Below are 16,123 nucleotides of genomic sequence, written 5' to 3'. Positions count from 1 at the left end.
TTTAGTACTGGTCCTTTTTTATGCTATAGATGCTCTTTTTATTATAAATTATAACTTTGAAAATCAACTATTAATTAAAATTGGCAATTTAATTTCTACCGAAGTTATTTTAATTTCTCCCATTACTGTAATGGTTTTTGGTCTTTCAACTTTAAACTTTATCCTAATTAATTTTAAAAAAAATAAATTTACCACCTACTTTATTTACCTATTTTTTTATGTTCAATTTGTAATTGCAGCTGTTTTTATTTTTGGGTATGTAGAAAATATACCATCCATTTTTCATAATGATATTTTCCCATCATTATTAAGTGTTATTTCTTTTTTAATTATATGTTTTATTCAATTACATCAATTAAAATTTAAAATATGGCCATTTCATATTATAACTAAATCTACAATACAAAGTAGGTTACTAAAAGCGTTTTTACCAATTGCTATTTTATATATACTATTAAAGAGCATTTTTCAAGCTCATTTAGTAGATTTAAGTAATATATTACAAATAATTTTACTATTTGTTCTTATATCTACAATAATTATTAGTTATTCATTTATTTCAAAAAAAATTGATAACGATTTAAGCGAAAGTAAATCTTTATATCAAAGTTTATTTAATAATAGTATTATTGGATTGTACCAAACTACACCAAAAGGAAAAGTATTGTCAGCAAACCCTACGCTAATTAAAATGTTAGAATATGACTCGTTAGACGATTTAATGGAACAAGATTTAAGTAACGGTACATACGTAGATCCCAACAAAAGAAAAGAATTTATACAACTTTTAGAACGCTATGGAGAAATTTCAAAATTTGAAGCTAAATGGTATACAAAAAATGGTAAAATTATTACTGTTGAAGAAAGTTGTAAGGCTATTAAAAACCAAAATGGAAAAATTATTAGATTTGATGGTGTTGTTGAAAATGTGTCGGAGTATAAAGTAACTTTAAACAAACTAAAAATTAGTGAGGAGCGCTTAAATTTAGTACTAGACTCTAATAAAATTGGTATTTGGACCCTAAATTTAATTGACAATACTAATTTTAGAACAATTCAACATGATAACATATTTGGTTATAAAACTTTATTGCCAAAGTGGGATTATGAAACCTTTTTAAGCCACGTGTACCACGCTGACAAAGAAGTTGTTTATCAAAAATATATAAAATGTATAGAAAATGGAATTCCTTGGGATTGTGAATGTAGAATTCATAGAGCGGATGGCGCTTTAAGATGGATTAGAATTTCTGGAAACCACCAAACGGATGCCTCTGGAAAATCAATTGCAATATCTGGAATGATTAAAGATGTTACCAAATCTAAATTGGAAGAATTAGAAATTTTAGAAGCAAAAAACGAATTGGATGATATTTTTAAAAATGATATTTCAGCAAACTTTACAGTTTCAATAAATGGCAAAATTTTAAATTGCAATCGTACTTTTTTAAAACTTTTTAAAGTTAAAAATTTAGAAGAAGCTAAAAGCAAAAAAATTATAGATTATTACTGTAATCCTCAAATAAAAACCCATTTATTAAAGCTAATACTACAAAATAAAAAAGCCTTAAACGAAGAAGTAGATTTTATTACTTCAACCGGGGAAAAAATTAATTGTTTAGTTAACTTAGTTGGTATTTTTAACAATGAAAATAAATTAATAAAAACAAGGGGATATTTAGTTAACATTACCAAACTTAAAAACTATCAACATTCTTTAAAACAAAGTGAAAAACGATTTAAATTAGCTGCAAAAGCTACAAACGAAGTAATTTGGGAACGCGATTTAATTAATGAAACTTTTTGGCGTAGTAAAAACTTTGAAACAATTTTTGGTTGGAATCCTAACGATTTTGGAAATACCGATGATGATATTAAAAAAAGAGTACATCCAGAAGATTTAGAACGGGTTTCTGAAAAAATATATCAATTTTTTGAATCAGACGCCAACCTTTGGGAAGATACTTACAGACTGCTAAAAGCTGATGGAACCTATGCTTGGGTTTACGACCGCGCTTTTAAATTTAATGATAAAAGCGGAAAACCATTAAAAGTAGTTGGTTCTATGGCAAACATAACCAATAGAAAATTACAAGAACAAAAACTAAAAGAATCTGAAGAAAACTATAGAACTATAGTAGACAACGCAATAATTGGAGTGTATGAAACAGATTTAAAAGGCACTATTTTATTCTCTAACCAATATATAAAAGAACAAAGTGGTTTTACAGGAATAAATGAACTTGAAAACACAAATATTTTTGATTTATATGTTGATGCTTCTAAGAGAAAAGAAATGCTAACATTATTAAAGAAAGATGGATTTGTTTCAAATTTTGAAGTTCAATTCTATACAAAATCTAAAGAAATTAGATATTGCTTGCTAAACACAAGGTTACATAATGGAAAAATTATTGGAATGTTATTAGACATTACACCACTAAAAAATAATCAAACTGAGCTATCAAAATTATCACTAGCTATACAACAAAGTCCAGTTTCTATTATTATAACCAATAAAAATTCTGTAATTGAATATGCCAATCCAAAAGTATTTGAAACAACTGGGTATTCTTATGATGAATTAATTGGACAAAATCCGAGAATACTAAATTCTGGAAACAAACCAGCTTTAGAATACAAACAACTTTACGACACCTTATTATCTGGAAAAGAATGGTTTGGAGAATTTGAAAATAAAAAGAAAAACGGCGAATTATTTTGGGAACGCGCGTCAATTTCTCCAGTATTTAATTTTAATAATGAAATAACACATTTTATTGCCTTAAAAGAAGATATTACAAACGAAAGAGAAATTTTAAAAGAATTAACAATTTCTAAAGAAAAAGCAGAAGAAAGTGACCGATTAAAATCTGCCTTTTTAGCAAATATGAGTCATGAGATTCGTACTCCAATGAACGGAATTCTTGGATTCTCAGAATTGCTTAAAACCCCAAATTTATCGGCAGAAAAACAACAAAAATATATTGAAATAATTGAGAAAAGTGGTGCAAGAATGTTAACCACTATTAACGATATTATCGATATTTCAAGAATTGAATCAAATCTTGTAACAATTTATAATAAAGAAGTAAATATTACCAACCAAATTAATGAAATATACTCCTTTTTTAAACCAGAAGCTTTAAAAAAGGACTTAAGATTGCACAAATCTTTAGCTTTAAATTCTAATGAACTAATTATAAATTCTGATCCTGATAAAATTTATGCAATCATTCAAAATTTAGTAAAAAACGCCATAAAATTCACTAAAAAAGGAAGTGTTGAAGTTGGTTGCTTTATACAAAATAATTCTTTAAATATATATGTTAAAGATACAGGAATTGGGATTTCTAAAAATCGTCAACCCTATGTTTTTGACAGATTTGTTCAGGCAGATATTGAAGATAAAGAAGTTTTTGAAGGCTCTGGATTAGGTTTAACTATTTCAAAATCGTATGCTAAAATGCTGGGCGGAGATATTATTTTAGAATCAACCGAAGGTATTGGATCTACATTTACTTTTAGCTTACCATTTGAAAAAACAACCAATTCTATTTCTGAAAGTTCAACTATAAAAATTCCAGAAAACACAAACAATCATTTAAATAATTTAAATATTTTAATTGTAGATGATGAAAATTTGGTACAATTATATTTACAAGAAATATTGTTTAAAAGAGCAGCAAATTTATTTGTAGCCTCTAACGGAGTGGAAGCCATTCAACTTTTAACTAATCATCCAGAAATAAATTTGATATTATTAGATATGCAAATGCCAACTTTAAACGGATTTGAAACCGCAAAAGAAATTAGAAAAACCAATAAAGAGGTTATTATAATTGCACAAACAGCTTTTGTACAAACTGGCGACAAAGAAAAAACCTTAGCCGCTGGATGTAATGATTATATATCAAAACCAATAAATCAACTAGAATTATTTGAAAAAATTGATAAAAATATGGTGTTACAAAATAAATTTATTTAAAAACAATTTTTAGAGCAACCCTATTTTTTAATAAATAAAAGAAATTTTATTGGCTATATTTACTTTATGAAATGGAACAACGCTTTGCAAGACTATCGGTTTTATTTGAAAATAGAACAAGGTTTAGCAGAAAATTCTATAAATAGCTATACGCGAGATGTAAAAAAATTAATTCAATTTTTAGAAGAAAATTCTAATATTGTTACTCCAATTTCAATTACACATGATGAAATTCAGGAATTTATATATGCAGCATCTAAAACTATAAATCCACGTTCACAATCACGTTTAATTTCAGGTTTACGCAATTTTTTTGATTATTTAGTTTTTGAAGATTACAGAAAAAACAACCCTACAGATTTAATTGAATCTCCAAAAATAGGCCGAAAATTACCCGATACACTTTCTATTGAAGAAATAGATTTACTTATTAATTCTATAGATTTAAGTGAACCACAAGGCGAAAGAAACAGAACTATTTTAGAAACTTTATACAGTTGTGGTTTACGTGTTTCGGAGCTTATAAACTTAAAAATTTCCGATTTGTTTTTTGATGAAGGCTTTATTAGAGTTTTGGGAAAAGGAAACAAAGAACGTTTTGTACCCATTAACACTCAAACTCAAAAATATATACTGTTTTACATTAATTCTATAAGAGTTCATATAGATATTCAAAAAAAATATGAAGACATTATATTTTTAAATAGAAGAGGTAAAATATTAACGCGAGTAATGATTTTTACAATTATTAAAAACTTGGCAATAAAAGCTGGTATTAAAAAGAAAATAAGTCCACATACTTTTCGCCATTCATTTGCCACTCACCTATTAGAACGAGGAGCCGATTTAAGAGCAATACAGCAAATGCTAGGTCATGAAAGTATTACAACAACTGAAATTTATATGCATTTAGATAAAAGTTTTTTAAAAGAAGTATTACAAACTTTTCATCCTAGAAAATAAAAAAGGCTATCTAAACTTAAAATTTTCGCCAACCTAAACTAGTTTCAAGTTATAATTGATATATACTATTATCTATCAAATTCTGAAACTAGTTTAGGTTGGCGCTTTTTATTTTTTTTAGATAGCCTTTTATTTACAGTTCTTATTTTCTAAATAATGGATCAGCACCTATTGTACCTACCAAACTTTCTAAATAACTACTAGAGCTTGCTTCATTAAATAAACTTTTCACCTTTTCTAATTGCTCTAATATATTTAATTCAGCTACTAAAGATTCGTTGTTTTTATGCGAAGCAAATTCTTCTAAATAATTTATCTGCTTTTTATAAAACGCAATATCTTTTGCTTGTTTTAATTTTAAACGTTCTTTATACCAATCACTATTTATAACATAATCTCTATCAAAATACGCTCTTAAAGTTGGATCGCTAATTTCTTTACCTTCAAAATGACCATAAGCCATAATATGTAATAATATTTTTAATGGAGGAATTGCAGCATTAACACTTCCATCTTCAAAATAACGAAGTGCTACTTTTTGTTGTGCCTCTACAATATTTGCAATACCATCAACAAAATCTTCCATCCCTTGCAATTCTGGTTTCAACATTTTTTCATTAAAAACAGCATTTGGCTCATCAAACAAACGATTTAAACAACGCCATGAAAAATTATCTGTTATTCTATACCCTAATCTACTTGCCAGCACTTTTTTTCCTTCATACTCAAAATCTTCCAATTTTTCTAAAGATCCATTTGCAATTAATGCTTTTGGATCTCTGTCTATAGCTTCTAAACGCGCCCAAATTTCAGGAATCAACAAACTTATATCATGGTCAACTTTATTATCTCCACCAACATAACCTGCTGCCGTACTAAATGCATTTGATTCTGTTAAAATATGCGATAACAATGCATTATTTAAATCAGATGTTGGGGTTAGCATGTTAAACGGACCTTTTGTTAAAGCTCCTTCAGATCCTGCTCCAGTTGTAGATGGCGATTTACCAGTAAGACTACAAATAAAATCCATAAACAATTCTGGTGCTTCTTGGTAATGAATTGGGTTATATACAGCTAAAGGACGAATTCCCGCTTTTTTATCAACAGGATTGTTTCTTCTACCTGGCAATACTGCATTTACAACATTTATTACTGGATCTTCAGATTTAATTTTTCTGTATAAACGCACTCCAACTTCTCCTAAATAGCTATCTTCAGTTTCATCAATAAAAATATTACGCTCTAAATAACGTGGATTTTTTGTTGGTTCTCCGTCTACAATTCTGGTATGTGATGGTAATGAAAAATACTCTTCATTATTTGGACTGTTTACAATACTTAAAATAAGATCTTTTACAGGTTGAGTATATTTATCATAATTAATAGTGTCTTCGTAAATTTCAATTGCATCCTTTTTTGTCAACAATTCGTAATTTGTTAAAAATACATTGTCCGAAACTAAATCGCGCTCTGCTCCTTCATCATAACCTCTTACAATTGCTTCATCTGGTCTTTGAAATAAATGACTTTCACAGTTTGCCACAACTTTTAAACTTTTATTAGCAAACTCTGGGTTTAAATTTTTGAATTGGTTTCTAGGTAAAGTTATAGATGCTGAAATATCATCTTCTAATTGAATTTTTTGACTCGCAGAAAAATCTGATCTTAATTTATTTAATAACCATTGTCCTTCTTGATTAAATCCAATACGTACATAACTACCTACAACATCTGTCTTAAAATACTTTAAAGCAGTTCCTTTTTGACCATTCACTATTTCAACAGACATACAGTCTTTCCAGTTTAATTTTTCGTGATCTTGACGATATAAACGTTTTACAAATAATACTAAAGAACGAATATGAACTGGAATTTTACTTACAAATTCATTATACTCATCAGAGTTTTTAGATGAAGGTGTTAATAATTTTACAGCAGAACCTAATGTTCTACCTTTGCTTAAAAATGATCTTGAAGGAGGCAAACTTGGATCGTAATTTTTCCATCTTTTTGAATAATCAAATTCAATAATTTCATCTGCTTTTTTAAAGTCCTCATCAATATCTATAATATTAAATGAACTGTATGTAATTGCATTTAACATTGATTTTGAAATTTCTGATTTTCCACCACCAGAAACCGTACATGGTTTGTGACAAAAAATACCTTCAGGAGCTGTATTTACAATTCTCCACAAAGAAATAGCTTTATGTTTTTCTAATTTAAATTTATTTCCTGTAGGATGTATATATGTTTTTAAAGGAGATAAAACTAATTTATGCTCTTTGTTATTATAGGTCCAAGTAATGCTATTAGTATTTGTGTTTATATAGGCATTTTCTGGAATGTAAACCAAGTTAGGGTACTTTTTATCTACTGCATAATTTGCAGGGTTTATTTCAATTCTATCGCCCAATAATTCTTTAACTTCATTAAACGTAAAACGATTTCCAAATTTTGAAGAAAAAGCTGCACCATCAACAATATCACCCATAACACCTCTTGGATAAGCAATAGCACCTCCAGAATGTTCTTCTTCTACCAAACCAAATAAATTTGCGGAATAACTTATTTGAGTTTTAATTTCTTTTTTAGAATATCCAAAATAATTATCTGCAATAATGGTTACTACTACACCTCTATCATCTCTACAAGTTACTTTAAATGCTCCACCATCATTATATAATTCATCTTCATTTTTCCAACACATTCCATCATTTTTCTGACGCTCCGTTGCATTATCAAAATGAGGTAACCCAAGATCTTTCTTCTTTAAAGTTTTTAATTGCGGAGCTAAAATAATACAACCTGTATGTCCTGTCCAATGCTCAGTATCCAAAGCAGCATCATTATGTGCTAAATTAGGATCTCCTGCATTTCCAAAAATAGATTCTACAAAATCTAAATTACTTACCAAACTTCCTGGTGCAAAAAAACGTACTTCCATACTTTTTTTAGTAATTACTCCTTTTACCTCTGGACAAACCATCGGGCGCATCAATAACGAAACAATTACTTTTGCTTTATCTTCCTGATTTGCAGTAAATGGCAATGTTTTTAACTCGTCTGAAGGATTAAAGGCTGCATTTAAAAAATGAGCAAATACAATTTTAGGAACCTCTTTTTTATCTAAAGGAACAGGTAAATCTCCTTCAACAATATGAAAAGTACCTTTGGTGGTTCTTTTATCGTTAATAGGATTGTTTAAAATACCTTGTTTTATTCTATGTGAAGTTATGTTTTCACTAACAAAAGAATTTCCGTTTGGAGGTAAACTAATTTCTCTTGCGTGCCCAGTTTGATTTAAAACTAGAGTATCATTAGGCAATTGGTACGATTTATTAAAATCAAGACCTTTTAAATAATCATTTAAAAAAGTTTGAATTCTTAAATCTGCAGGCGATAGATATTCTGAAAGTAATCTTGATTTTTCTCGAAAGCTTTTAGTAAATGATTCTGTTAATTTTTGAAGTCTAGGATTACAGAATTTCTCTGGATCATTTTCATTTTCTTTAAAAATTGGCTGACCTAAAGAAGCTAACTGTAAATTTATATACTGTACAGTATCTTTTCTGCTCTGACCGTTTTTTGCCTTGTTTACACTCATTTTATTTTTTTTAAATTCTATATTTTTAATATTTTCAGGCACCAATGGATTGATAATTTATTTCTAAAATAGACTGTCAAAAATTGGTTAACCAATTTTAATGCTATAAAAATAATGAATTACTTCCATATAAAAAGTAAATCTACCTCTATTTTAAAAAAATTAATTACTAAATTCAGGTTACATTACATATAATTTAATTTTTCATCAAAAAAAATAAATTATTATAATTAAATAAGTAAAATAAAAAAGGAATTTATAACAAAACACATCAAAAAACATAATTTATTAATTTGTTTAAATAGTGTATTTTTTACTGAAATTTAAATAGTAAAAACAAAAAATCTCGCCGAAACGAGATTTTTTAAAATTAATTTATTTTAACAATAAATTGCTATTTAGCAATATTTACAGCACGTGTTTCTCTAATAACAGTTACACGAACTTGACCAGGATAGGTCATATCATTTTGAATTTTTTGAGAAATATTAAACGATAATTCTCCAGCTTTTGCATCGTTTACTTTCTCACTTTCAACAATTACACGTAGTTCTCTACCTGCTTGTATAGCATATGCTTTTTGAACACCAGTAAAGCCAAAAGCAATATCTTCTAAGTCTTTTAAACGTTGAATATATGAATCTAACACTTGACGACGAGCACCAGGACGTGCGCCAGAAATAGCATCACATACTTGAACTATTGGAGAAATTAAATATTTCATTTCAATTTCATCGTGGTGAGCTCCAATAGCGTTGCAAACTTCTGCATTCTCGTTATATTTTTCTGCCCATTGCATACCTAATAATGCGTGAGGTAATTCACTTTCTGTTTCAGGAACTTTACCAATATCATGTAACAATCCGGCACGTTTCGCTAATTTTGCATTTAAGCCTAATTCAGCAGCCATAATTCCACAAAGATTTGCTACTTCACGAGAGTGTTGCAATAAATTTTGTCCATAAGATGAACGATATTTCATACGTCCTATAGTTTTAATTAATTCTGGGTGTAAACCGTGAATACCTAAATCTATTACCGTACGTTTTCCAATTTCTATAATTTCTTGTTGAATTTGTTTTTCTGTTTTTTTAACAATTTCTTCAATTCTAGCCGGGTGAATACGTCCGTCAGTTACTAAATTATGCAATGATAAACGTGCTATTTCTCTTCTCACAGGATCAAAACACGATAAAATAATTGCTTCTGGTGTATCATCAACAATAATTTCAACACCTGTTTCAGCTTCTAATGCTCTAATATTTCTTCCTTCCCTACCAATAATTCGACCTTTAACATCATCCGATTCTATGTTAAAAACAGAGACACAGTTCTCAACAGTTTGTTCTACTCCAACACGTTGAATTGTGTTTAAAATAACTTTTCTAGCTTCTTGCTGAGCTGTTAATTTAGATTCTTCAATGGTTTCTTGTATAAACGCCATAGCATCTGACTTAGCTTCTTCTTTTAAAGAAGTTACCAACTCTTTTTTAGCATCATCTGCAGATAAACCTGAAATTACTTCTAAGTTTTCAACTTGCTTTCTATGCAATTTATCTATTTCTTCTGTTCTTCGTTCTAAGTATTCAATTTTAGCATCATAATCTATAATTTTTGCTTCAATTTCAATATTTAGTTTTTTGTTTTTATCTAATTCTTGAGAAACTTGAGACTCTTTATCTCTAATACGTTTCTCGGTTTCAGCCATTTTCTTATCACGACCAATAATTACCTTTTCGTGCTCAGATTTTAATTCAATAAACTTTTCTTTGGCTTGTAATATTTTATCTTTTTTAATGGCTTCTGCCTCAATTTTAGCTTCTTTTATAATTGTTAAAGCTTCCTTTTTAGTGTTTTTAATTATTTGTGTTGCTTTGGTTTTTTCTAAAACTTTTGCAATTATATAACCTATTGTTAACCCTATTCCTATACCAATAATAATTGGCACTATGTAATTTTCCATAATTTTTGAAATGTATATATATAAAAAAACCTACATCAGTGAGGTATTGTAAACTCCTTATAAACAAGTTTAGGACTAACAAACTGATTAAGGATCCGTTCAAAGACGGCTTGCTTTTACAGTTTAGACTCATCCTTTATAAAGATCTAGTGTTGAGTTTAACAAACAATTACTAATGTAGGCAGTACTATTAATTAATATTTTAAAGAACTTATTTTGCTAAATGCTCATCTATTATGGCATTTAATTTATTTAATTTTTCTGTTGCTTCATTTAAATCAATTTCTTTTGTAATGGCATTAATTTCTACAAGTGATGCAAATTGCAACGCACACATTGCTAAAACATCTTGTTTATCACTTACAGAGTAATTCTTTTCAAATTTTGCAACCAAATCGTTAATTTTTTTTGCAGCTTTCCTCATCCCTTCCTCTTCATTAGCGCTGCTCACTTTAATAGGATATACTCTTCCAGCTATGGTTACTTTTATTTTTAAAGCTTCTGTCATTTTTTAAAAGATCTTATTCACTTAATTGTGCTATACAAGCATCAATTTCACGAATTAAAGCGTTTATTTTGAGTTTTGTTTCTCTTGAATCTTCTTTACTGCCTTCAATAGTTTTAGCAATTTTTAATAATTGATATTGTTTTTCAATTTCATTAAAATTTTGCTTTTCTTTAGTAACCTGAGCTTCTAATCCTGCTATTTTCTTGTATAAGAACTCATTTTCTTCCTTTAAAAAAGTATAATTTTCTAAAAGATTTTTGAGCTTATCTTCAACTAAATTAACAACTTGTGTTATACTACTCATTTGGCTAAAGTAACTAAACTATTAATTACAAAGTTAACATTACTATATTAATATTACAACTGTTTTTTTCCATTTTATAGAAAAGTAATCATTTTTTTTATAAATGCTTGAATATTTCATAATTAAGAAATATTAATTTTATTATTTTAGCCAAAACAATTTTTGTGAAAAAAATAATCTTTATATCATTTTTAATTTACGCCAATTTTTGCTATTCTCAAGGAAATGCTTCAGTAAACAATTCGTATCCAACAAATTACTTTGCAAGCCCAATGGATATTCCGTTAGTTTTATCGGGAACATTTGCTGAATTACGATCTAATCATTTTCATTCTGGACTTGATATAAAGACTCAACAGCGCGAAGGTATACAAGTTTTTTCTTCTGCTGAAGGATATATCTCTAGAATAAAAATTTCTCTTTGGGGTTTTGGAAAAGCAATTTATATTACCCATCCAAATGGATATACAACTGTGTATGCTCATCTTCAAAAATTTAGCGACAGAATAGAAAATTATATTAAACAGGAACAGTATAAAATTGAAAACTTTGAAGTTGAAGTATTTCCAACTAAAGACGAATTACCAGTTTCAAAAAAAGAATTAATTGCATACAGTGGAAGAACTGGTGGTTTTATGGGTCCGCATTTACATTATGAAATAAGAGATACCAATACAGAAAGAACTATTAATCCGCTATATTTTGGAATTAATATTAGCGATACTAAAAAACCATCTATAAATACTTTAGTTGGGTATTGTATGGATGGAGATTCTCAAATTAACCAGGTAAACGCACCTAGCCAATTAACATTTGTAAAGTCGGAAAATGGTGATTTAATTGCAAAAAGAATATATGCCCACGGTAAAATTGGATTTGGAATTAATACATACGATCAATTAGATGCTGCCACAAACCATAACGGAATTTATAGTTTGGAGTTATTTGTAAACGGGCAAAAAACACACGAGTTTAAAGCTACTGATTTTGCTTTTTATGAAACAAATCTGATTAATCTTTTAATAGATTATGAACGCTATCAATTAATAAATCAAAGAATTCAGAAATGTTTTAATGAACCTAAAAACAATTTAAGCTTAACAAAAAATTCTTTAAACAACGGAATTATAACAATAGAAAACAATTTAAATTATACGGTTGATATTATTGCCAAAGATTTTAAGGGAAACGAACAAAAATTAACTATTCCTATTACTGGTAAAAAAGCTGAAATTATTGGAAATAATGAAACTGTGACTACGCCTTTTAAAATAAATCATGAAGAGTTTAATGAGTTTAGCAGTAGTTATGCAAAAGTTGCTTTTCCAAAAAATACTTTTTTTAACGATTTTTATTTAGACTTTAATGTATCTGATAAAATTGTAAAAGTGCATACACCAACTATTCCGTTGGCTAATAATTACACATTAACTTTTGATGTTTCAAAATATAGCGAAGCTGAAAAAAATCAGTTATACATTGCTTCAATTTCTGAAAAAGGAAGAAAAAATTATGAAAACACTATTAAAAAAGAGAATACATTCTACACATCAATAAAAAAACTAGGTAAGTTTACTTTGCTTACAGATTCAGAAAAACCTATTATTTCATTATTTAATTTTAAGGACAATCAATGGCTTTCAAATCACACACAATTAAAAGTGAAGATTTTAGATAGAGAATCTGGCATAAAATCTTTTAGAGGTGAAATTGATGGAAAGTGGATTTTAATGGAATATGATGTTACAACAGGATTGCTCACCTACAATTTTAGCGAAATTATTTATACCGAAGCAAAACATAATTTAAAAATTGTTGTTATAGATAATGTTGGAAATTTAAATACTTTGGAAGCTACCTTCTTTAGAAAAAAATAATGTATGTTTAAACAATTAATTTTCGCTGTTTTTTTGCTTTTTACTTTAGTTTCAACTTCACAAAATGCAATTATAAAAGGAGTTATTAAAAACACAAATAAAGAACCAATTGAAGGGGTAACAATTTCTTACTTAAACAATGGTGTTGTTTCTGATAAAAATGGTGAGTTTAATTTAACTGTGCCATCAGAAATTGAAATTGTTGTAATATTTAGCCATGTAGCTTATAAAACACTTCAAAAACACATTGTAATTCCAAAAAATAAAACGGTTAGATACTACCCTATTTTAGAATTAAAAATTGAAGAAATTAACGAGGTTATTGTAAAAGATTACAAGAGAGATGCTCAGGGAACTATAAAAATAAATCCGGCTGATGTAACTAAAATTCCAGGAGCAAACCAAGGAATTGAAAATATTTTAATGACCCTTCCTGGTGTAAATAATAACAACGAATTAAGCACTCAATACAATGTTAGAGGTGGAAATTTTGATGAAAATTTGGTATATGTAAATGGTATTGAAGTATACAGACCGTTTTTGGTTCGTTCTGGTCAGCAAGAAGGTTTAAGTTTTGTAAATCCTGCATTGGTACACGATATTAAATTTTCTGCAGGAGGTTTTCAAGCAAAATATGGCGATAAACTTTCTTCGGTTTTAGATATAACCTACAAAATTCCAACCGAATTTTCATCTACCGTAAATGCAAGTCTTTTGGGTGGAAGTATGAGTGTTGAAGGTACTCTTTTTAACAATAAATTAAATGCTTTACTAGGAGTTAGATATAGAAATAACAGCTTATTTATTAATAGTACCGATATTGAAACCAATTCAAATCCAAATTTTACCGATGCACAAACCTACCTATCATACGCTGTTAATTCTAAATTAAAAATTGATTTTTTAGGAAATTTCTCATTAAATAATTACAACTACTCTCCAAAATCTAGAAGTACCAAATTTGGAACTATTTCAGATCCGCTGGAACTAATTGTATATTATGAAGGTCAGGAAAAAGATAAATTTAAAACCGTATTGGGGGCTTTTAAAGCAGATTATGAAGTAAATTCTAATTTAAATATAAGCTTAGTAACATCTGCTTATCATACAATTGAAGAAGAATATTACGATATTTTGGCAAGTTATAATATTGGTGAAGTTAATAATGACTTTGGTTCTGATGATTTTGGTGATGTAGAATTTTCTGAAGGAATTGGCTCTCAATTAAACCACGCCAGAAACGATTTAGATGCATTAATTACCAATGCAGAATTAAAAGGAACTTATAGAAAAGATGAACATTTAATAGATTTTGGAATAAAATTTCAGAACGAAGATATTAAAGATAGAATGAAAGAATGGGAAGTTATAGATTCTGTTGGTTTTAGTGTTAGACCGCCGTTAACATTCTCTAACAATCAACCCTACGAACCTTTTACGGGTAGTTTAATTCCATATCAATCACTTCAAAATCAAAATCATGTAAAAATTGATAGGTTAGTTTGGTTTGCTCAATACAGTAAAGTTGGAGATTGGAACAATCATAAAATTTGGTATAATTTAGGTGTTAGAGCTCATAATTGGAACGTACATGGCGATGAAATTGAAACTTCAAACCAAATAATTTACAGCGTACGCGGACAGTTTTCTATAAAACCTGCTTGGGAAAAAGATATGCTTTTTAGAATTTCAGGCGGAATGTACAACCAACCTCCTTTTTATAAAGAATTACGAAATTATTCAGGTGATGTAATTTCTGATGTAAAAACACAAAAATCGTTACAAATTGTACTTGGAAACGATTATAGTTTTAAACTATGGGAACGCCCATTTAAATTAACTTCAGAAATGTATTACAAACATTTAACAGATGTAAATGTATATACTGTAGACAATGTAAAAGTTAGATATATTGCAGACAATAATGCAATTGGTTATGCAACTGGATTAGATCTTCGTTTAAATGGAGAATTTGTTCCTGGTACAGAAAGCTGGATAAGTTTAGGATTATTAAAAACAGAAGAAAACTATAATAACAGAGGTTATATAGCACGTCCAACTGATCAACGATTTAAATTTGCCATGTTATTTCAGGATTATGTACCAAACATTCCAAATATTAAAATGTATTTAAACTTGGTTTTTAACTCTGGTTTACCTGGCGGATCTCCTTCATATGCAGATGCTTATGATTATCAAAATAGATTAAATTCTTATAAAAGAGCTGATATTGGAATATCATATGTTTTAAAAGATGCCAATTATCAAAAATACAATAGTGGTATTCTTGGTCAGTTTAAAGAATTATCAATAGGGTTTGAAATTTTTAATATGTTTGATGTTCAAAATTCTATTACTAATACTTGGGTGCGCGATGTGTATTCAAAAACGTTTTACGGTATTCCAAATTATATGACACAACGTGTTTTAAATATTAAATTAGACGCTAAATTTTAATTAACCCAAAATTTGATTGGTATGTTCTTTGGTTTTTACTTTTGTAATAACTTCTTCAATAATGCCATTTTCATCAATTATAAAAGTAGCTCTATGAATTCCGTCATAATCTCTACCCATAAACTTTTTTGGACCCCAAACACCAAATGCATTAATTACAATTTTATCTTCATCAGCCAATAAAGGAAATGGTAATTCGTTTTTTGCAATAAAATTTTGTTGTCGTTTTGCAGAATCTGCACTTACACCTAACACATCAAAACCTTTAGCTAAAAAAGTATGATAATTATCTCGCAAATTACAAGCTTCCATAGTACAACCTGGTGTACTCGCTTTTGGGTAAAAAAACAACACTAACTTTTTTCCTTTATAATCTGATAGTTTTATTGTGTTTCCATTTTGGTCTAACGCTTCAAAATTTGGTGCCTTATCTCCTACTTTTAATGTTGTCAT

General features: G+C 28.4%; 9 protein-coding genes and 1 other RNA gene. 4 read left to right on the top strand and 6 right to left on the bottom strand.

The features are described 5' to 3' along the window. Positions 1-3,988: PAS domain S-box protein (locus ABY298_RS10060; RefSeq protein WP_372745922.1), on the top strand; the 3,988-nt coding region annotated here is incomplete at its 5' end. Positions 3,989-4,054: 66 nt separating this feature from the next. Further along, complete coding sequence (gene xerD, locus ABY298_RS10055; RefSeq protein WP_372745921.1) at positions 4,055-4,951, top strand: site-specific tyrosine recombinase XerD; 897 nt, start codon at positions 4,055-4,057, stop codon at positions 4,949-4,951. Positions 4,952-5,093: 142 nt separating this feature from the next. On the opposite strand, the gene ABY298_RS10050 is transcribed toward xerD, so the two are convergent. From ABY298_RS10050 to ABY298_RS10030, 5 genes are all read right to left on the bottom strand, one after another. Then, a complete protein-coding gene (locus ABY298_RS10050) occupies positions 5,094-8,561 on the bottom strand; it encodes a hypothetical protein (RefSeq protein ID WP_372745920.1) in 3,468 nt (1,155 codons plus the stop codon). 394 nt (positions 8,562-8,955) lie between these two features. Continuing rightward, entirely contained in the window at positions 8,956-10,524 is a 1,569-nt protein-coding gene (rny, locus tag ABY298_RS10045) for a ribonuclease Y (protein ID WP_372745919.1), read from the bottom strand. Between the two features lie 50 nt (positions 10,525-10,574). Continuing rightward, positions 10,575-10,682: non-coding RNA, 6S RNA (ssrS, locus tag ABY298_RS10040), on the bottom strand. Between the two features lie 53 nt (positions 10,683-10,735). Then, positions 10,736-11,032: a cell division protein ZapA gene (locus tag ABY298_RS10035; protein ID WP_372745918.1), complete on the bottom strand. Its 297-nt coding sequence runs from the start codon at positions 11,030-11,032 to the stop codon at positions 10,736-10,738. 13 nt (positions 11,033-11,045) lie between these two features. Further along, positions 11,046-11,336: a hypothetical protein gene (locus ABY298_RS10030; RefSeq protein ID WP_372745917.1), complete on the bottom strand. Its 291-nt coding sequence runs from the start codon at positions 11,334-11,336 to the stop codon at positions 11,046-11,048. 164 nt (positions 11,337-11,500) lie between these two features. Here ABY298_RS10030 and ABY298_RS10025 point away from each other — a divergent pair, with 164 nt between their 5' ends. Next, complete coding sequence (locus tag ABY298_RS10025) at positions 11,501-13,213, top strand: peptidoglycan DD-metalloendopeptidase family protein (RefSeq protein WP_372745916.1); 1,713 nt, start codon at positions 11,501-11,503, stop codon at positions 13,211-13,213. Positions 13,214-13,216: 3 nt separating this feature from the next. Then, complete coding sequence (locus ABY298_RS10020; RefSeq protein ID WP_372745915.1) at positions 13,217-15,670, top strand: carboxypeptidase-like regulatory domain-containing protein; 2,454 nt, start codon at positions 13,217-13,219, stop codon at positions 15,668-15,670. On the opposite strand, the gene bcp is transcribed toward ABY298_RS10020, so the two are convergent. Beyond that, a partial coding sequence (gene bcp / locus ABY298_RS10015) for a thioredoxin-dependent thiol peroxidase (RefSeq protein ID WP_372745914.1) occupies positions 15,671-16,123 on the bottom strand: 453 nt, incomplete at its 5' end. It lies immediately after the preceding gene.

It is taken from the genome of Lutibacter sp., assembly GCF_041596795.1.
Taxonomy (GTDB): Bacteria; Bacteroidota; Bacteroidia; order Flavobacteriales; family Flavobacteriaceae; genus Lutibacter.
The sequence above is the reverse complement of the archived record's forward strand: the minus strand, read 5'-3'. Positions and strand labels throughout refer to the sequence as shown.

Excerpts from the sequence above, each read along its gene's own strand:
- ABY298_RS10030 (WP_372745917.1), bottom strand. The coding sequence starts at position 11,336 with ATGAGTAGTATAACACAAGTTGTTAATTTAGTTGAAGATAAGCTCAAA.
- xerD (WP_372745921.1), top strand. The coding sequence starts at position 4,055 with ATGAAATGGAACAACGCTTTGCAAGACTATCGGTTTTATTTGAAAATA.
- ABY298_RS10020 (WP_372745915.1), top strand. The coding sequence starts at position 13,217 with ATGTTTAAACAATTAATTTTCGCTGTTTTTTTGCTTTTTACTTTAGTT.
- ABY298_RS10050 (WP_372745920.1), bottom strand. The coding sequence starts at position 8,561 with ATGAGTGTAAACAAGGCAAAAAACGGTCAGAGCAGAAAAGATACTGTA.
- ABY298_RS10035 (WP_372745918.1), bottom strand. The coding sequence starts at position 11,032 with ATGACAGAAGCTTTAAAAATAAAAGTAACCATAGCTGGAAGAGTATAT.
- rny (WP_372745919.1), bottom strand. The coding sequence starts at position 10,524 with ATGGAAAATTACATAGTGCCAATTATTATTGGTATAGGAATAGGGTTA.